Source organism: Mycobacterium gordonae, assembly GCF_017086405.1.
In the GTDB taxonomy this organism is placed as follows: Bacteria; Actinomycetota; Actinomycetes; order Mycobacteriales; family Mycobacteriaceae; genus Mycobacterium; species Mycobacterium gordonae_D.
The window spans coordinates 6,670,645-6,689,498 of the sequence record NZ_CP070973.1 but is presented as its reverse complement, the minus strand read 5'-3'; the positions used below and the strand labels follow the sequence as shown (position 1 = coordinate 6,689,498).

16 protein-coding genes and 1 pseudogene are annotated in these 18,854 nt (G+C 69.0%); 10 read left to right on the top strand and 7 right to left on the bottom strand.

From position 1 onward, the window contains the following. Nucleotides 1–5 precede the first annotated feature (5 nt). Nucleotides 6–737, top strand: coding sequence for a Fic family protein (locus JX552_RS28795; RefSeq protein ID WP_205878738.1), 732 nt, complete (start codon nt 6–8; stop codon nt 735–737). Between the two features lie 459 nt (nt 738–1,196). Here JX552_RS28795 and JX552_RS28790 read toward each other — a convergent pair whose 3' ends face one another. Further along, on the bottom strand, nt 1,197–2,054 hold the full coding sequence (locus JX552_RS28790; protein ID WP_205875219.1) for an HAD-IB family hydrolase: 858 nt from the start codon (nt 2,052–2,054) through the stop codon (nt 1,197–1,199). A gap of 500 nt (nt 2,055–2,554) precedes the next feature. Here JX552_RS28790 and ssd point away from each other — a divergent pair, with 500 nt between their 5' ends. The 7 genes from ssd to JX552_RS28755 are packed head-to-tail and all read left to right on the top strand — an operon-like array spanning nt 2,555 to nt 7,021. After that, a complete protein-coding gene (gene ssd / locus JX552_RS28785) occupies nt 2,555–3,607 on the top strand; it encodes a septum site-determining protein Ssd (protein ID WP_205878737.1) in 1,053 nt (350 codons plus the stop codon). Next, entirely contained in the window at nt 3,604–4,770 is a 1,167-nt protein-coding gene (locus tag JX552_RS28780; RefSeq protein WP_205875218.1) for a TadA family conjugal transfer-associated ATPase, read from the top strand. Before ssd ends, JX552_RS28780 begins: the two co-directional genes overlap by 4 nt. Beyond that, nucleotides 4,767–5,570 carry a type II secretion system F family protein gene (locus JX552_RS28775; protein ID WP_205875217.1) on the top strand — a complete coding sequence of 268 codons (804 nt, stop codon included), beginning with the start codon at nt 4,767–4,769 and terminating at the stop codon, nt 5,568–5,570. The genes JX552_RS28780 and JX552_RS28775 overlap by 4 nt, the downstream gene beginning before the upstream one ends. Beyond that, a complete protein-coding gene (locus JX552_RS28770) occupies nt 5,567–6,151 on the top strand; it encodes a type II secretion system F family protein (protein ID WP_205875216.1) in 585 nt (194 codons plus the stop codon). The genes JX552_RS28775 and JX552_RS28770 overlap by 4 nt, the downstream gene beginning before the upstream one ends. 9 nt (nt 6,152–6,160) lie before the next feature. After that, nucleotides 6,161–6,367, top strand: a complete 207-nt coding sequence (locus JX552_RS28765; protein WP_205875215.1) for a DUF4244 domain-containing protein — start codon at nt 6,161–6,163, stop codon at nt 6,365–6,367. Nucleotides 6,368–6,402: 35 nt separating this feature from the next. Further along, on the top strand, nt 6,403–6,690 hold the full coding sequence (locus JX552_RS28760) for a TadE family type IV pilus minor pilin (protein WP_205875214.1): 288 nt from the start codon (nt 6,403–6,405) through the stop codon (nt 6,688–6,690). Nucleotides 6,691–6,721: 31 nt separating this feature from the next. After that, nucleotides 6,722–7,021 (top strand): Rv3654c family TadE-like protein, encoded by a 300-nt coding sequence (locus JX552_RS28755; protein WP_241010753.1) that lies wholly within the window; start codon nt 6,722–6,724, stop codon nt 7,019–7,021. 48 nt (nt 7,022–7,069) lie between these two features. Here JX552_RS28755 and JX552_RS32910 read toward each other — a convergent pair. The 4 genes and pseudogenes from JX552_RS32910 to JX552_RS28725 form a co-directional block, all read right to left on the bottom strand. Next, a pseudogene (locus tag JX552_RS32910) lies at nt 7,070–8,539 on the bottom strand (PE family protein); the annotation flags it as partial. A gap of 127 nt (nt 8,540–8,666) precedes the next feature. Next, nucleotides 8,667–9,701 carry a PAS domain-containing protein gene (locus tag JX552_RS28735; RefSeq protein ID WP_205875211.1) on the bottom strand — a complete coding sequence of 345 codons (1,035 nt, stop codon included), beginning with the start codon at nt 9,699–9,701 and terminating at the stop codon, nt 8,667–8,669. A gap of 1,227 nt (nt 9,702–10,928) precedes the next feature. Beyond that, on the bottom strand, nt 10,929–11,789 hold the full coding sequence (locus JX552_RS33565) for a PE family protein (protein ID WP_205875210.1): 861 nt from the start codon (nt 11,787–11,789) through the stop codon (nt 10,929–10,931). 467 nt (nt 11,790–12,256) lie between these two features. Then, a complete protein-coding gene (locus tag JX552_RS28725) occupies nt 12,257–14,566 on the bottom strand; it encodes a DEAD/DEAH box helicase (protein WP_205875209.1) in 2,310 nt (769 codons plus the stop codon). Between the two features lie 312 nt (nt 14,567–14,878). Here JX552_RS28725 and cspA point away from each other — a divergent pair, with 312 nt between their 5' ends. Beyond that, a complete protein-coding gene (gene cspA / locus JX552_RS28720) occupies nt 14,879–15,082 on the top strand; it encodes a cold shock protein CspA (RefSeq protein WP_036363014.1) in 204 nt (67 codons plus the stop codon). Here the strand turns inward: cspA and JX552_RS34350 are convergent. Then, on the bottom strand, nt 15,079–15,453 hold the full coding sequence (locus JX552_RS34350; RefSeq protein ID WP_431196017.1) for a zinc ribbon domain-containing protein: 375 nt from the start codon (nt 15,451–15,453) through the stop codon (nt 15,079–15,081). The genes cspA and JX552_RS34350 overlap by 4 nt on opposite strands. A gap of 453 nt (nt 15,454–15,906) precedes the next feature. Here JX552_RS34350 and JX552_RS34345 point away from each other — a divergent pair, with 453 nt between their 5' ends. Then, nucleotides 15,907–16,113 (top strand): hypothetical protein, encoded by a 207-nt coding sequence (locus JX552_RS34345; RefSeq protein ID WP_431195901.1) that lies wholly within the window; start codon nt 15,907–15,909, stop codon nt 16,111–16,113. Here JX552_RS34345 and JX552_RS33560 read toward each other — a convergent pair. Beyond that, nucleotides 16,110–18,770, bottom strand: coding sequence for a PE family protein (locus JX552_RS33560; RefSeq protein WP_205875207.1), 2,661 nt, complete (start codon nt 18,768–18,770; stop codon nt 16,110–16,112). The two genes, JX552_RS34345 and JX552_RS33560, sit on opposite strands and share 4 nt — an antisense overlap. Nucleotides 18,771–18,854: the final 84 nt, after the last annotated feature.

The following is an 18,854-nucleotide window of genomic DNA, read 5'->3' as shown; positions in this document are numbered from 1 at the left end:
CGCTGATGGACCTGCCCGGCGTCGCCGAAGCGAGCGACCGTGCCCGCGAAGCGCTCGGGCGCGCACACCGGCACCGGGTGAACTTGCGCGGCTGGCCGGTGACGGCCGCCGAGGCGTCCCTGCGCGCGGCGCGGGCCTCCTCGGTGCTCGACGGTGGCCCGGTGCGGCTGGATGACGTCACGGACGCCGCGGGGGTCAGTGAACCGGTCTTCGGCGGTGCACTCCGGGTGGCTCAGGCATTGGAGGGCGGCGGAGGAGCGCTCGTCACGGTCTGGCAGAAGGCGCCGCTGCAAGCACTGGCCCGCTTGCACATGCTCGCCGCCGCCGATCTGGTTGACGATGAGCACCTGGGCCGCCCACGCGCCGATTCCGACATCGGGCGGCGGCTGGAATTGCTCGCCGAGGTGGTCAGCCGTCCCACTCAGGCCTCGGCGCCGGTGCTTGCTGCGGTGGCGCACGGAGAGTTGTTGACGCTGCGGCCGTTCGGCAGCGCCGACGGGATGGTGGCACGCGGTGTGTCGCGTTTGGTCACGATCTCCACCGGGCTGGATCCGCACGGACTCGGTGTGCCGGAGGTGAATTGGATGCGCCAGTCGGCGGCGTATCGGGACGCCGCGGCGAAGTTCGCGTCGGGTACCCCGAGCGGTGTGGCGACTTGGGTGGTGCTGTGTTGCCGGGCGTTGCGGGCCGGCGCGCAGGAGGCGCTGGCCATCGCGGAGGCGGTGCCCCCACGGTAGCTGGCACACCGCCAGAAGAATGGCGCAGAAATGCAAAGCGGGCGGCGATCCGAAAATGTCGAATCGCCGCCCGCCAACACGGTTCTCGGTTACCAAGCGTGCATTTCTGGGCTGCGTGGGTGGCCTCGGCGCGTTTGCGACACTTCCTGCTGCAACCCCACCCAAAGGGCCGTCGAGGCATTCCGTTCTTCGCAATTACGCAGGCCCGCAACACTTCTGCCATATCAGTGGCTATGACTCCGCGTGGGTGCCAAGAACCGTGCTGGGTGCCTGGATCGGGAGATCGAACCTTCTCTTCCGGATCGACCTTGGCCTCACCAGGCGGCCGTGACTCCTTTGTACTACTAGACCACAGGCACAGCAAGGCCTAAACGCGTCAAAGTTGTGCAACGCAATTTAATTGCGCGCACTAAGTATTTGCTGAACTGGCAACGGCTGGCAACGGCCGGCAAGGGGCGGTTAGAACGCGAAGCGCCGCAACAGGGCATACGTCACGGCGCCGGCGGCCGCCGCGGTGACACCGACCGCGGCTGTCGTGGCGATCGCGGCGCCCGACGGAGCGGGGATCCGATCTCGCAGCGATACCGGCCGGGAGAACGACAACACCGGCCACCCGCGTTCGACGGCTTCCCGGCGCAGCCCGCGGTCGGGGTTGACCACCGAGGGGTGTCCCACGGACTCGAGCATCGGGAGATCGGTGATCGAGTCGGAATACGCGTAGCAATGCTCCAGGGGGTAGCCCTCGCGGGCCGCCAACTCGCGGATCGCCTGCACCTTGCCTTCGCCGTAGCAGTAGAACGCGACCTCGCCGGTGTACTTCCCGTCCTCGACCACCATGCGGGTCGCCATGGCGTGCGTGGCGCCCAACGCGCGGGCGATGGGCCCAACGATCTCCTCGCCGGAAGCGGACACCACCACCACGTCGCGCCCACACAGCTTGTGCGCGGCGATCAGATCCGCGGCCTCGGCGAACACCAACGGTGTGACGATGTCGTGCAGCGTCTCGCCGACTATCGATTTCACCTGTGCGACATCCCACCCTGTGCACATGTTGGCCAAGTGGGTGCGCATCCGATCCATCTGGTCATGATCGGCGCCGGAAAGCAGGAAGATGAACTGCGCGTAGCTCGACTTCAGCACGGCCCGCCGGTTAAGCAGACCTTGCGCGAAGAAGGGTTTGCTGAACGCCAACGTGCTCGACTTGGCGATTATGGTCTTGTCGAGGTCGAAGAAGGCGGCCGTGCGGGCACTCGGTAGCGCCTGCTCGGATGTTTGCGGCGAGATTTGCTGCGGCGCGGCCTCGTCGGGGGCGGTCACCAGTCCAGCATAGGTCGGCGAACGCGTGCGGCCGCGATGTTGGGCCCAATGCGAACGGCTGAATACGCCTGTTGTCTTTCTGCCCACCGCATTTACACGGCTCAAGCCCGTATTTCCTTACACCGAGTACTTGCGTGAATCCCGGCTGGCATGTGTATAGTAAGCATTACTCGGCCTTGAGCCGAGGGTGTATCAGCCCGACCCCCCGGGGCTGATACACGACGACCTCCGCCTCCTCCCCCCCTGGCGGGGGTCGTCCCTTTTCTGGGGTAAAAATCTTCTCACCCGAGGCGAAATCCGGCAATTGGTGCGTTGCGGAGACGCCGTTCGCTTCAGGACGGACGGGTGTCCAGCGAACGACCTGGTACACAGACCGGGTTTTGTCCCCAGATTCCGCTTTGGCACTGGCGTCCAATACCGGCCGGCCGCACGGTGGAGTGGTGAACGAACTTGCGCCGGGCGGAGCCCACTCTGGGCGGGCCGGATCCGGAGTGCTGGCAATCCTGACGGAGTCACTCCTGCGCGAAGAGGTCGACCGTGTCGCCGCGGCCGTTGGGGTACGCGTCGTGCACGCTGGCGAGCGGAACTCGGTGAGCAGAAAGTCATGGTCGGCCGCTGCGGCGGTGGTGCTCGACCAAGCGGCGGCAGAGCGGTGTGGCCGGGCCACGTTGCCGCGACGCGGCCACGTCAGCGTCCTGACCTGTACCGAAGTCGCCCCGGCTGCCTGGGCGGCGGCGGTCGCCGTCGGCGCCGAGCGGGTGCTGCAGTTGCCTCAACAGGAGCACGACCTGGTCGGCGAACTCGCCGAAGCCGCGGAAGCGGTCCGTGAGGACAACCGCAGAGGCCAGGGCGTGGCGGTCGTCGGAGGCTGCGGCGGTGCCGGTGCCTCGCTGTTGGCCGCCGCTTTGGCCCAGGCCGCGGGTGACGCGCTGCTGCTAGACCTCGACCCGTGGGGCGGAGGCATAGATCTGCTGGTGGGCGGGGAGTCCATCCCGGGGCTGCGGTGGCCTGACCTGGCGCTTGCCGGTGGACGGCTGAACTGGTTGGCGATCCGCGAGGCGCTGCCGCGACAGCGCGGAGTGAGTGTCCTGTCGGGCACCCGCCACGTATACGAGTTGGAGCCCGCCCCGGTGGCCGCGATCGTCGATGCCGGTCGCCGCGGGGGCGTCACCGTGGTGTGTGACCTGCCGCGGAGGCTGACCGAGGCGACGCATGCCGCCCTGGACAGCGTCGACCTGGTGGTGCTGGTCAGCCGCTGCGACGTGCGGGCATGTGCGGCTACCGCGGCACTCGTACCCGTGCTGACCGCGGTGAATCCCAACCTCGGGTTGGTCGTCCGCGGGCCGGCGCCCGGTGGTCTGCGGGCGACCGAGGTCGCCAAGATAGCGGGGGCCCCGCTGCTGGCGTCGATGCGTGCCGAGCCGGGGCTGTCCGAGCGGCTGGAGCGTGGCGGCCTGCGGTTGGGCCGCAGGTCCGCGCTGGCCGCGGCAGCACGGACGGTACTCACCGTGATGCCGAGCCGGCGTAAGGCGCCCATCGGGGGCGCGGCATGAACGGACCACTGATCGAACGCGTGCGGGAGCGGCTGGCTTCCGAGTCCGGCCCGCTTCGGCCCGCCGTGGTTGCCGCGGCGATCCGTGCCGAGTCCGGCGGGATACTCGGCGACACGGAGGTGTTGGCCAATCTTCGACTGTTGCAGACGGAACTGACCGGCGCCGGCGTCCTCGAACCGCTGCTTCGTGCGACAGACACCACCGACGTGTTGGTGACGGCGCCGGATGAAATTTGGATAGACAATGGAAAGGGTTTGCGGCGCAGCCATATTCGGTTTGCCGATGAGGCCTCCGTGCGAAGACTCGCGCAACGGTTGGCGTTGGCTGCCGGCCGCCGACTCGATGATGCCCAGCCGTGGGTGGACGGACAACTGAGCGGAATCGGATTCGACGGATTCGCGGTGCGGCTGCACGCGGTACTGCCGCCGCTGGCCGTCCGGGGCACCTGCTTGTCACTGCGGGTGCTGAGGCCGGCCACCCAGGACCTGGCTGCGTTGACGGCTGCGGGCGCCATCGCGGCGGAGGTCGCGGCGCTGGTTTCCGACATCATCACCGCGCGGTTGGCCTTTCTGGTGTCCGGGGGGACGGGGGCGGGCAAGACCACGCTCCTGGCGGCGATGTTGGGTGCCGTCTCGCCGACCGAGCGGATCGTGTGCGTTGAGGACGCCGCCGAGCTCGCTCCCCGACATCCGCATCTGGTCAAGCTCGTCGCGCGGTGCGCCAATATCGAGGGCGTCGGAGAGGTCACGGTGCGCCAGCTCGTCCGTCAGGCACTGCGAATGCGTCCGGACCGGATCGTTGTCGGCGAGGTCCGAGGCGCCGAGGTGGTCGATCTGTTGGCCGCTCTAAACACCGGGCACGACGGGGGAGCCGGCACCGTTCATGCCAACAGCCCGGGTGAGGTTCCCGCCCGACTGGAGGCGCTGGGCGCGCTCGGTGGGCTCGACCGGAGTGCCCTGCACAGCCAGCTCGCGGCCGCGGTCCAGGTGCTCCTACACGTCACCCGTGACGGGGTCGGACGGCGACGGCTCGCCGAGATCGCGGTGTTGCGGCGCTGTGGGAGTGGGCTGGTTCGGGCGATCCCGGCCTGGCACGCCGACCACGGCAGGATGGAAGCGGCCGCTGAGTTGGATGCCGCGCTGCAAACTCGGATACCGGCATGACGGGCCTGCAACTTGCGGCACTGTTGTTGTCATCGGCGCTGCTGGTACTGCCTGCATCACCGCAGGGACGGCTCGTCACCGCAGTGCCCGCGGGTCGGCGAAAGCTGGTCGCCGGCCGCTCGGTCGGCTGGCTTTGCGGGTGTGTCTGCGCCGCTGCGGTCCTGTTGCTGCCGTGGACGACGGTGATGTCCGGCGCCTTGGCAGGCGCCGTGATGGGGGCCCGTTACCGTCGCCGCCGCAGCAGCCGGCGCGGTCGCGAAGAAGGGCGAGCGCTGGAAGCGGGTCTCGACGTCTTGGTCGGGGAACTGCGGGTGGGGGTTCATCCGGTTCAGGCGTTCGACGTTGCCGCCGCTGAGACCACTGGTGCGGTTTCTGCGGGGATGCGGGCGGTCGCTGCGCGGGCCCGGTTGGGTGCCGACGTGGCGGCAGGGTTACGCACCGCAGCGGGGTCGTCGGCGCTGCCGGACCACTGGGAACGGCTGGCCGTGTGCTGGCAGCTCGCCAATGACCACGGCCTGGCGATCGCCACGCTGATGCGGGCCGCCCAACGTGACATTGCGGAGCGACAACGATTTTCGGCGAAGGTCGCATCCGGGCTGGCCGGCGCCCGCGCCACTGCGGCCATCCTGGCGGGTTTGCCGCTGCTGGGATTGTTGCTGGGGCAGGCGATCGGCGCCCGGCCGCTGCGGTTTCTGTTCGGGGGCCACGCTGGCGGGTGGTTTCTGCTGGCGGGCGTGGTGCTGACCTGCGCCGGATTGTGGTGGTCGGACCGGATCACCGATCGCGCGGTCACGGCGTGAGTGTCGCGGCGGTGTTGTTGGCGCTGGCGGTGCTGGTTGGTGCGGGGCCCGCGGTGGTGCGCGCTCGAGCGGGGCTGCGGGCCCCGTCACGGCGTCGCCGTCGACAGCGCGTGCGCGCTTCGGACCCGTTGGGCATCGCGTCGAGTCTGGATGTGCTCGCGGTGTGCCTGACGGCGGGGATGGCTGTCCCGACGGCTGCATCGGCGATCGCCGGGTCCGCCCCGCCGCGACTGGCGCTGGCGCTGCGTCGGGCGGCCGATTTGTTGGCGCTGGGTGCCGACTCGGCGATTGCGTGGTCGACGCCGACGGAACTGGGCGCGGCCGACGGACAAGTCGATGCCCTGCTGCGGCTGGCACGTCGATCGTCGTCGTCGGGCGCGGCGCTGGCCGCCGGCGTTGCCGAACTCGCGGTGCAGGCGCGGCACGACGCCGCGTCGGGGGCCGCGGCTGCCGCCGAGCGTGCCGGAGTCCTGATCGCAGGTCCGCTCGGGTTGTGTTTTCTGCCGGCCTTCGTGTGCCTCGGCCTCGTTCCGGTGGTCGCCGGGTTGGCCGGCAATGTCCTGCAGTCGGGGTTGATATGAGAGAGGAAGATGTTGATGGGCAACAGGTTTCGCGTGATCACGGCACGTCTGACGATGCTCATGAGCGACGAGACGGGTATGTCGACGGTCGAGTACGCGATCGGCACCATCGCGGCCGCGGCGTTCGGGGCGATCCTGTACACCGTCGTGACCGGCGACTCAGTGGTGTCCGCGCTCAACCACATCATCGGTCGTGCGCTGAGCACCAAGGTCTAGCCGGCAGTGCGGGCGCTAGCACTGTCGAGGCGGCCTTGGCAATCGCCGCCTTGGTGGCGGTACTGGTGCTGTGTCTGGCCGGCCTCACCGCCGTATCGATGCAGCTACGCTGCCTCGACGCGGCACGTGAAGCGGCCCGACTGGCAGCTCGGGGCGACCAAAGCAACGCCCTGGAAGCGGCCCGGCGGATCGCGCCGGCCGGGGCGCGTGTTCAGGTACAACATGACGGCGGCTACCTGGTCGCCACCGTGGTGGCGCATTCAAAGCTGTTGCCTGCACTGGATATTGCCGCTAGAGCGGTCTCGGCCGAGGAGCCGGGATGATCGCGGCTCGGCCACGGTGGTCGCCGTCGCAATGGTCGCCGTATTGCTGTTCGTCACCGCAACGGGGGTCTACCTCGGGTCGGTGGTGGTGGCGCGCCATCGGGCACAGGCGGCTGCCGATCTCGGTGCCCTGGCCGGGGCCGCCGCGCTGCCGCAGGGGGTTGCGGTGGCGTGCGCACGCGCGACGGCGGTGGCCCACGGGACGGGGGTTCGTGACGCTCAATGCCGGGTGGACGGTCTCGACGTGATTGTCACCGCGGAAGTGGACGTCTCCCCTCGCGGTGTGGCCTGGGCATCTGCGCGGGCTGGACCGGCCGGCCGCTACGGGTGAGGGTTACTACGGCTTGCCGTTGTTACCGTTATTGCCGAGCAGCACTCCGCCGGTCCCGCCGGTCCCCGCGTTGCCGCCGGCGCCGCCCGCGCCGCCGAATAACCCGCCGTCCCCACCGATCCCTCCTTTCCCGCCTGCCGAGCCGCCCCCTCCGGTGCCACCGGCGCCAAAGAGCAGGCCGTTGCCGCCGGTGCCCCCGGTACCGCCGCTGCCGAAGAAGACGCCGCCTGCGCCACCGGCGCCGCCTGCTCCGCCGGCAATCCCGGTAGCACCGTGTGTTCCGTTTCCGCCGTTGCCGAACAACCAGCCGCCGTCCCCTCCGGGCGCCCCGCTGCCCGGAGTTCCATTGACGCCGTTGCCGATCAGCGGGCGCCCGGTCAGCGCCTGGACAGGCTGATTCACGATCTTGAGCACATCTTGCTGCAAAGTGTGCACCGGGTTGGTGCTGGGCGGGGCGTTGAAGCCGTCGAGCCCCAGAAGCGCGCCACTGACGCCACCAAGACCGGCGTTGCCCCGGGTAGCGCCGGTCCCACCGCCACCGCCGTTTCCGCCGTTCCGATCAACACGCCATTGCCGCCGGCCTGCCCGTTACCGCCGGCGGCGGCCTGGCTGGCACCGCCGTCACCGCCGTTACCGCCGTTACCGCCGTTATCGAAGACTGCACCCTTGCCACCGGACCCGCCGACTCCGCCAGCGGCGGTGCCGCCGGTGCCGCCGGACCCGCCTGCGCCACCTGATCCATTGAAGATGCCGGCGTCGCCGCCGGCTCCTCCGACCCCTCCCTTGGTGGTGCTGAACCCGCCGGCGCCACCCGCACCGCCAGAACCGAACAACGTGCCGGCGTTACCCCCGGCGCCGCCGGCGCCGCCGGCCGCTCCGAAAGCCAGCGAGCCGGCATTGCCACCGGCCCCAACGTCGCCGACCAGCACGGCGTTGCCGCTGGCCCCCCCAGCACCGCCGGCCTTGCCGGCCGCAGATGTGCTCCCGCCGGTACCGCCCGCGCCACCAGTGCCGAACAATCCGCCCGCCGCGCCGGCTCCGCCCGGTCCGCCATAGTTGGCGGTCGAGGACGTTCCGGAACCGCCGGCACCACCATTACCAAGCAACCATCCACCCCGGGGTGCCGTTCTGCCCCGTACCGGGGGCGCCGTTGACGCCATTGCCGACAAGCGGCCGGCCAGTCTGGGCCACAAACTGCGCGTTGACGATGTCGATGAGGCTCTGGAAGGGCTGGGCGGCGCCCAACTCTGCAGTCGCCTAGGTCCCGGCCCCCGTCGTCAGCAGGTGCACAAATTCGCTCTGGAATGCCGCAGCCTGTGCGCCGAGGGCTTGGTAGGCCTGCCCGTGCGACCCGAAAAGGCCGGCGATGGCGACCGAGACTTCGTCCTCGGCGGCAGCCGGCACCGCCGAGGTGCGCGCAGCCGCGGCCTGATTGGCCGCAGTCACCGCAGAGCCGATTCCAGCCGAGTCCGTCGCTGCAGTCCCGATCAGCGCTGGCAGCACGCTTACGAATGACATCTTGGCACCTCCCAGTGCGACTATTGCGTCACACCGACCCGGGGCCCCGTCCGAACTCCCGAAAAGTGGGGAACATAGCGGCGTAGTACTCTCTGCGCAACTTGGTAGCGAAATTGCCTGATCGCGGCTACTCGGGCGCCTCGATCTTCGAAAACGGTGCGCCGGCCACTTCTTCCTCAGTCGGCAGCCGCAGCGAGAGCAGCCCGGCAAAGGTTTCGGGTTCCAGCTCCACCCGGTTGGCCGTGACGTGCACCGGCACCCAGTCGGCGTCGTTGCCCGGCAGCCGCAGCACTCGACTGGTCGCGCCGTCGGCGAATTCCTTTGTCATTGAATGCAATACAGCTTCGTCATCGGGATGGACCCGCTGTTTGTCGTCATTGCCGCGCCAGTCGTAGAACGAGCACGGCTCGTCCAGCCACTTCAGCAGCGTCCAATTCTTGAGGTCCACGAGTGCTCGGTGTACACCTGCCTGGGCAAGGCCGTTGAGGATCCGCAGCGCCAGGTCGTCGGCAACCACTGGTGGGCCGCCCTTGCGTTCGGCGCGCCAGTTCATCGCCCGGGCGACCAGGTGGTCGCGGCCGTCAGGTCCTGGTTCCAGCGCGCTACGCGCGGTAAAGCCGATCCGGACGGGATTCCCCTGCCAATCTGTGAGGTCCCATGTGCTGCAAAGTGTTTGGCCTGGCTCGGCCTTCACCGCCATAGCCAGGACTTTGGTTTCGTTGGGGTTGAGTTCGCGTGACGGCAGATCCTCCGCGAAAGCTCTCCCGTAGGTGACCTCGGCCTCGGGATTCTTGCCGCTGTTGGCCAGCGACTCGCGGGTATCGGTGGCCACTCCGCGGGTCAGGTCCCACTTCAGCGGACCCACGACGGGTCGCTCAGGAGGTTCCTCGTCTATCGGCCCGGTCCACACATGCACGCCGTGCATGCGTCCGTCCGACATCATCACCGGCTCGGTGCGGATGACGCGATCGCTCTTGGGGGTGATGCTGGTCAGCGCCTGACCGGTCTGTACCGATTCGGCAATCGCCGTCTTGACGGCGGCAAGATACGGGCTGCGGCGCAGGAAGGTGGTAATCGGAACGAGGTTCTTGAGTTGCCGTCCCTGCGCTACGACGGCGGGTTCGTCTCCCAGTGTCTCCACGAGCAACCAGTCGTGGCTCATAGGGGGCAGCTTAGGCGATCACGCGTCGACTCGTTGACAGGGCGGGGTGTGGCCGCCAACACTCCATGCCGGCTGCCCAGGTGAGAGCTGGTCGCGGAATGTCATTGGAGTTCAAGGCAGATACGGCCGCTCCCAGAGTTCGTCGACTGCGAGGAACGGGTGAGTGCCGGCCGCCGCTGACGGTTCATGCGACCGGCCCACCGGCGCCGACAAGTCCCCGGGTCGGTCAACGCCTGGCTGCGCCGAGGGATTCGCCGCTGCCACCCGGCTAGGCGGATGCGACCGGTGCCATCGGGCTGCAGTAGCGGCGCCCCTGTGATCTCCCGATCTCACCACCTGACCGGCGCCGGCACGCCGGCCGCGGCCCCACCCGGGGTCGAAGGCGGATTCAATGCAGGTCAGCCTCGCTGGCGTAGTTATGAGGCATGCGGAGCCGGCATTCAGATACGACTTGTGCTGCTTCGTGGGTGACGCAGCGGGTGAACTTGTGGCGATGCACTGGCTGCGGCGTCAAATCCCTTGTCTCAGATGCTTTTGCGTCTACAGCCAGATTGCGGCAGGCCGCCAGTTGAGTGCCGTGGTAGGTATTTCGGAATTGTGCAACACATCTGGGTCTACAGTGACGCGGTTTGTCATACCGTCAGGCGGATTTGGGCTCAAATTTTTTCGTGAAATGGCCCACTTGTGTGTTGCGTTTGAGGCTTGAACCTGGGTACGTTGCTGCTGCATTCACGTGTAAGCAGTGCGATCTCGGATTCTGTTGTCCGACCGCACAAAGCGAATCCGTGGAAGTCGACCGTTCGAGGGGTCGGTCGCCGTCCACCGGATTGCGCAACGTAATCCGTGTTCGACAACACGTTGACCGTCTTCCATTGCTGATCGGGCAGCATGGAATACGTTGTCATACAGAATGTTTCACCGAATTCGGTGACCCGGTGCCGTTCAAATCGTCGAGCGCTGTCACGGCGACTGCGACGGCGACGACGGCGACGGCGACGACGGTGCTGTCGAGCGACCCGTAACTCAGCTTGATCAATTCAGTGACTTGTCCTGGCAACAGGACATGATCGCTCCGTCGAGCCGAATTTCTTCAGGCATCAGCGTCGGTGCCGATGCCGTTCGTCAAATCCGTTGTGTGCCATGAGTGCATCGCATTGCACCGCCATGTTCGATGAGTGGGAGGCGGGCGGCGATGTGTTGCGATGCCCGTCGACGGATCGCCTCCGGCTACGAGCCGCAACTACCGCTGGCGCCCGTTGACGGCCCGACATCAGCGGCTGCGCCTGAGCCGCGCCGGAAGACAGGCGTCCAGCCGGCACCGACCCATCCGCGGCCGCTCGCGCCACCGGCCGCGCCGCCGCGGTTGGGGCCGATGGTCACGGCGGCTCCGCGGATTCCGTCAAGCCAGACGCCGTTGCGCGCGCCGGCGCCGGTCCGGTGGTTCGCACCTTCGGCACCGAGAAGTCGGTTCAGCAGCCCGCCGGACGCACCGGCCCTGGTGGCACTGGCCGACAAGCCGCCGCCGGGCGCGCTGAGCCCGCCGGCCCGTAGCAACAACCCGCCGTTGCCGCAGCTCCCGCAGGACGTAGCCGATTCGGTTGACGAGCCCATGCTGTCGGCCACTACCGCGCCGGCCGGCTCCGTGGCGGCGCCGGCTCGTGAACCCGCGATGCTGCCGCGCGTCTGGCCGGCGCTGACCGGGACGGTGCTGGTGGTGGCGGGTGCTTCGGTGCTCGCCGTGACAGCCTCGTCGTTGACCGGCGCGGTGTCCGGGGTGGCATTGAGCAATTGTTGCAGCGGGGACGAGTTGGCGGCTTCAGCCGAGGCGTAGGAGTTCGCGCCGGCACTGAGTGCCTGTACGAACTCGGTGTGAAACTTGGCTGCCTGGGCGCTCAGCGTCTGGTAGCCCCGGGCATGTCCGGAGAAGAACGCCGCGACCGCAGCCGATACCTGATCGCTGGCGGCGGCTGAGACGGCCAACGTCGGCGCCGCCGCGGTCGCATTGGAAGCACTGAGTGTCGAACCGATGCCGGCAAGATTGCGAGCCGCTGCCACCAAGCGGTCGGGCGCCGCGTTCACAAACGACATGACACCTCCCAATCGGTCTACGACGACAGACTCGGCCAGTGTCTGTTATCCGTCGCTGGGCAGCGACGGATATGAGCACCGTAGCGCCTTTTCGAGAAAATGAAACCAACAAATTTTCCGAGATTTCCGGCGAGCCTGCGACAGTGAGGCAGGACAACCCGTCCAGTTCGGCCGGACCTATGGCCTTGCCGCCCGCGCCACCGATTCCGGCCGCCCCGGCGATGGCAGCCATCCCGCCAGTGCATCCGCCGCCGCCACCGCCGGGCCAGCCGGCCTCGCCGCCCGGCCCGCCGGGTCCGCCCGCTCCGGTCCCTCTCCGGTGAGGTGGCTGGCCGTTCGCCCGGCACCGCCGGCCTCACCGAGGTCCAACGGGGTCCCACCGGTCCCGCCTTATCCGCCGTCCCCGGGACGACAGGAGAAGCCGAGCCACGGCTGCGCCGGCCCCACCAAGGCCGTGCGTTGACGGTTTACTCGACGCGACCGAGCGCGTCGAGCACAAGCTTCAGCACCTGCACCGCGCCCGCCTTGTCCAGCGGATCGTTGCCGTTGCCGCACTTGGGTGACTGCACGCACGAGGGGCATCCGCTCGGACATTCGCACGCCCGGATCGCCGCGGCGGTGGCCCCGAGCCAGGTGGTGGCCCTACGAAAGCCGCGTTCGGCGAACCCCGCCCCGCCCGGATAGCCGTCGTAGACGAAGACCGTCGGTAGGCCTTCGGGACCGAGCGCGGTGGACAGCCCGCCGATGTCGCCACGGTCGCAGCTGGCCACCAATGGGAGCAGACCGATGGCGGCATGCTCGGCCGCGTGCAGCGACCCCGGAACGCGTAGCATTTCGATACCGTTGCGCTCCAACGTATCCGGATCGACGGTGTACATCACCGCGGTGGTCGGCAGCGAATGCTGCGGCATGTCGAGCTCGATAAAATCGATCACCTCGCCGTTGCTCCGCCGACGCAGATATCCGACCACCTGGTGGGTGACGGTCACCGGCACCAGGCCCAGCGTGACCGGTCCGAACGCCGAACGCTCGCCCTGTCCGGTCACCGCGATGTCGGTGATCTCCCGCGCGAACGTGGCGTAGCCCGGGTCCTCGGCGTGGACGAACGCGATGCCCTCCTCGAGGTCTAGGGAGTCGACCACGTAGCTCTCGCCCTGGTGCAGATACACCGCGCCCGGATGGATGGAGGCCGGCGCTTGCCCGACACCGGTGTTGCCCAGCAGGCGTCCGGTGTCGGATTCCACGATGACGATCTGGCCACCGATGGAGCCCCGGATGTCAACCGCGCCATGGGGATCCATTCCGGGTGCGGGAAAGTACTTGCTGCCTCGTCGTTTCAGCAGACCGTCGTCGACCAGCCCTTCGGCCACGTCCACCGCGTCCAGTGACCGCACTTCAGTGTCGTCGAGTGGCAGTTCGGTTGCCGCGCAGAGTAATTGGGGACCCAGGAGAAAAGGATTGCGCGGGTCGATGACGACGCGCTCCACCGGCCTGTCCAGCAATGCGGTCGGGTGGTGCACGAGGTAGGTGTCCAACGGATCGTCGCGGGCGATGAGTACGACCAGTGCGCCCTGACCACGTCGCCCCGATCGGCCGGCCTGCTGCCAGAACGAAGCCACCGTTCCGGGAAACCCGGCCAGCACCACGGCGTCCAGGCCCGCGATGTCGACCCCGAGCTCGAGGGCATTGGTGGTGGCCACACCGCGCAGCCGCCCGTCGGCCAGCGCGTTCTCCAGGGCCTTGCGATCCTCGGCCAGATATCCGGCGCGGTAGGACGCTACCGTCGGGACCAGTTGCGGCGCAAGGTCGCCCAAGCGTGCCTGCGCACCGAGTGCGGTCAGCTCGGCCGCCCGTCGGGACCGCACGAACGTCAGCGTCTGAGCGCCCTCGATGATCAGGTCGGCCATCACCCGGGATGCCTCAGCGCCGGCCGACCGTCGCACCGGAGCGCCGTTCTCGCCCAGCAGATCGGACAGCAGGGCCGGCTCCCACAACGCGACGGTGCGGGCGCCTTGCGGTGAGCCGTCCTCGGTGACCTCCGCCACCGGCTGGCCGATCAGCTCGGTCGCCGTGATGCCCGGGGAGTCTGTGGTCGCGCTGGCGAAGATCACCGTCGGGTATGACGAATAGCGGGCGCACAGGCGCAACAGGCGGCGCAGCACCATCGCCACATTGGAGCCGAAAACCCCGCGGTAGTAATGGCATTCGTCGACAACCACAAAGTGCAGGCCGCGCAGCAGCACCGTCCACCGGGGATGGTTGCGCAGTATCGACAGGTGAACCATGTCGGGATTGGAGAAGATCCAGCGGGAACGCTCACGGGCGAAGCGGCGCACTTCGGTGGGACTGTCGCCGTCGTAGGCAGTGGGCGCGACGTCGTTCAGGGCGGCGGAGGTGACCAGTGCCTGCGCCGCGCGCAACTGGTCGTGCCCCAACGCCTTGGTGGGTGACAGGTACAACACGCGGGCGCGCGGGTCGCCGGCCAGCGCGTCGAGCACCGGCAGCTGGTAGGCGAGCGACTTCCCCGACGCGGTGCCGGTACTCACCACGACATGACGTCCGGAGTGCGCCAGTTCGGCGGCCTGCACCTGGTGTGACCAAGGCGCCCGGATGCCCCGATCGGTGAATGCGCGCACCACGTCGGGGCGCGCCCACGCCGGCCACCCCTGCGGCCGCCCGGGCCGGGGTGGGAGTTCGGCGGTGTGACGCAGCGGATGCTCGTCAGCCGCGGTACCGGCGAGCGCGGCGGCAAGCAGTTCACTGCCGAAACTCGCCATCGGTAACCTTTCTCGGCCCTGTTTTGGCCGGGGGCGCCCCCGGGCTGTGACGCTGACGTAAATTGACCGTCGATTCGGCGGTCTGTCTGGGCCTAGAGACTGTCGCCGACGCGTTGAACATGGTTGACTGAGTGCGGTCGCAGCTTCTGTGTTCGTGTAAAACTTTCGCAGGATCGACGTTGCGGTCGCGGTTCCTGCGAGGTTATCTGTCGGGTGAAGTTCCGGCGACTCTGCGAGGTATGGCGGTCGCGGCTGGCCCGGGGCATCGAAAGGCGGCGCCCCGCACCCAGAAAGAAAAGGAAAGATCGAGAGATGCCACAGGGAACTGTGAAGTGGTTCAACGCGGAGAAGGGCTTCGGCTTCATCGCCCCCGAAGATGGATCCGCGGATGTGTTTGTCCACTACACGGAGATCCAGGGGACGGGCTTCCGCACCCTCGAAGAAAACCAGAAGGTCGAGTTCGAGATCGGCCACAGCCCTAAGGGCCCCCAGGCCACCGGAGTCCGCTCCGTCTAGGCGGAGAGATTCTGACGTAACCCCCCGGCGCAGGCTCGCAGCAGCGAGAACCGCCCCGGGGGGTTTTCGTGTCTGCCCGCCCGCGCTCGTGTTGCGAAACGCGGGGTTTGCCACGGCGGGGGAGGGCGGTGGCCAGCGCCGTCCCGTCGGCGGGCATTGGTGGCCCGGCCTCCTGCTTGGGGGTCCGGGGATCGGTTCGGATCGTGATGGGCGCGGCCCCGGTGGGCCAGATTGCGTGCGGCGTTGGTGTCTGTGTCGGCGGTGTGCCCGCAGCCGCAGGTGAACAACCGATCGACCAGCGTCATTCCGGTGTTGACCGTGCCGCATTGCGGGCCTAGCCGGGTTGAGGGATGCCAGCGGTCGGCCTCGATGGGCTGCCCGACCCCGCGGGTACGATGCTGATGGGCTGGGTGCAGATCAGCGGCCTCGATATTGAGTGAGATCCACCACCTGCCGCCGTGATGACTGATGGTGGCAAACAGAATTTCGCTCGGTGTTTGGCGATCGTCCGCCGCAGCCGACGGGTGTCGTCATGCACCGCAACAGCACCAATGCCGGGCAGCGTGACCGAGCTGGACCGCACGGGTTCGACGGGGCAAAATTGATCGATGGCGTCAAACGCCATGTGCTCGTCGATCCGCCGGCGTGCTGGTTGCCGACGTCGCCACCACAGGCGACATGCAGGACCGGGCCGTATTCCCCACGCTGCTTCGTCAGGCAAAACGCATCGCCGCGACCATCAGCCACGTGTGGGCGGACAACGGCTACACCGGTCAGACCGCGTTACCAGCGCCGCCGCCAGGGCCGGTGTCACAGTGGACGTGGTGTCCGGGCCGAAACCCGGCCACAGGTTCATCGTCCAACCACGACAGTGGGTGGTCGAACGCACCAACGGCTGGATCAACCACTGCCGCCGCATCGACCGCCGCTACGAAACCACCCTGGCCGCGCACGAAGGCTTCGTCTACCTCAGCCAAACCGCCCCGCAGCTCCGACGACTCGACCGCAGCCAGTTGTTCGACACGCTCTAGGTGCTGACGCCGCCGGCTCCACCGGTGCCGCCGGCACCGCCGGAAAATCCGTTCGCGTTGCCGCTTGTCGTGCGAGGTGTGCCGGGCGCGCCGGCCGTCCCGCCCTTGCCGGCTACCGGGATCCCGCCGGTCCCGCCGGTCCCGCCGGTCCCGCCGGTCCCGCCGTTCCCGCCCCACCCGCCTTGGTTGATTGCGCCGGCTAAGCCGCCGGTCCCGCCGGTCCCGCCGGCCCCGCCGGCTCCGGCCCTGTGCTGGCTATCCCCGCCGTTGCCGCCGGCCCCACCGACGCCACCACCGTTGCCGTAGATTCCCCCGCCGCCGGTGCCGCCGGCCCCGCCCACCCCGCCGGTACCTCCATCGTTGGAACCGAAACCACCTAAGCCGCCGGCGCCGCCGGCGCCCCCAAGGCCGCCGTTCCAATAGGCGTAGTAGCCGACCCCACCCGTTCCCCCTGTACCTCCTGCGCCGCCATTGCCGCCGATGACGGCCGAACCCCCTTGCCCGCCCTTGCCGCCGGCTCCGGCCATCCCGGCGATGGGATTGCTATTCGTTCCGTTGTTGCCCGCGCCGCCGTTGCCTCCGGTGCCGCCTTTACCGCCGGCCCAGGCATTAGCGGCAAGCGAACCCTTGGCGCCGTTGCTGAGGCCCGCGCCGCCGGCCCCGCCAGCACCGCTGTTTCCGGCATTGCCGCCATTGCCGCCATTGCCTCCCAAGCCGCCCCCACCACTGCTGTCGTTCCAAGCGCCAACCCCGCCGACGCCGCCGTCACCGGGCTTACCTCCCTGCCCTCCGGTACCGCCGTCGCCGCCGATGCCTCGTAGCCCGTCGACGTTGCCCTTGCCGTGCGCGATCCCGCCGAGACCGCCGTCACCGCCGGCCCCACCGGCGCCCCCGTCGCCGCCGTGTCCACCGTTTCCACCGGCGGCACCGAAGGTGGCATTTTGGTCCTGACCGTTGGTGGCATTGCCGCCGATCCCGCCCGTGCCGCCGGCGCCGCCGGCGCCGCCTTGGCCACCATTGCCGGCCAGCGAACCAGCCTCGCCGCCCTTGCCGCCTACGCCGCCCTTGCCGCCGGCAGAGCCGGTTGTACCGTTAGCGCCGTCAAGGCCAGGGCCGGCCGCGGCAGTGGTGCCGTTGGCGCCAGTTCCGCCGGACCCGCCCACACCGCCGGTGCCACCGTCGCCGACCAGCCCGCCTTTGCCGCCGGCCCCACCGGCTGCACCGTCGCTCCCGGGCCCGGGAGCACCAGGGGCGTCACCAGCGGCGCCGGTGCCGCCGGCACCGCCATTGCCGCCGGAGGAGGGCAGGCCACCTTTGCTGCCGGCGGCACCGATGGTGCTGCCGAAACCGCCTTGTCCGCCCTGGCCGCCGAGTCCGGGGTCACCGCCTTGGCCGCCCGTTCCGCCCACGCCGTTGTTGACCGACCACAGGCCCGCGCCGCCCGCGCCACCCTTGCCGCCCATGCCCGCGACACCGCCATCACCGCCGGCTCCGCCAGCGCCTTCCTGGCCTCCCACGAAGCTGAAGCGCAGCGTCCCAGACGCGCCGCCAGCGCCACCGTTACCGCCGACTCCGCCGTTGCCGCCGGTCCCACCGGCAAAGCCTGCTTTAGAGGCTGCACCGGAGGCACCGTCACCGCCCAGCCCGCCGGTGCCTCCGGCGCCGCCGGTGCCTCCGGCGCCACCGGAACCCGCCAGGAAGCCGCCGGCGCCGCCGGCGCCACCATCTCCACCGGCCCCGCCAGTACCGCCCGTGACGCCCACGCCCGATGTGCTGCCGCTGGCGGCCAAGCCCGGGGCTCCGGCACCGCCGGCACCGCCGGCACCACCGTTGCCGAACAAGATTCCGCCCGAGCCGCCGTTGCCGCCGAGGCCGCCCCTCGTCGCGAGATCGGTCGCGGCACCGCCGGCACCGCCTTGGCCGCCCACGCCCCCCAACCAGCCGCTGTTGCCGCCTAATCCTCCGGTGCCACTGCCGGTTCCGCCCGCACCGCCTGCTCCTCCCGCACCCCACAGGAAGGCGCTTCCCCCGGTGCCACCCACGCCGCCGCCGCTGCCGCCGATACCACCTGTGCCGCCTTGACCGAGCAACCACCCACCCGCCCCGCCGGCACCACCGGCGGTGCCCCTGCCGCCGGCCCCACCGGTTCCGCCGTTGCCGATCAGCCCGGCGGCCCCGCCGGTCCCGCCGGCCAACGATGAGGTTCCAGCAGCCCCGTTACCGCCGTTACCGATGAGCAATCCGCCCGGACCGCCAGCCTGCCCGGGCAATGCGCCATTGGTGCCGTCGCCGATGAGCGGGCGTCCCAGCAATAGCTGGGTGGGCGCGTTGATGGCGTCCATCACGCCGTCCACCAGGGTTTGCAGCGGCGAGGTGCTGGCCGCCTCGGCGGTGGTGTACAGGCCCGCCGAGGACGTCAGCGCCTGCACAAACCTGGTGTGAAACGCCGCCGCCTCGGAGCTGACGGCTTGAAATTGTCCGGCGTGCGCACCGAACAGAGCGGCGATGGCCGCCGATACCTCGTCAGCGCCGGCAGCTGCGATGGCTGTTGTCGGAAGCGCGGCCACCGTCCTTGCTTCGTCCAATGTCGTACCCAGGCTCAGCAGATCTGAGGCGGCGTTTATCAGATAGTCGGGTGCCACACTTACAAACGACATGGTCAATCCTTCTGTCGGGCTTGTCGCCCGTGTTCCGGGCAACAGTGCAAGTAGATTGACCCGCGTACAAGGGCGCGTCTAGGA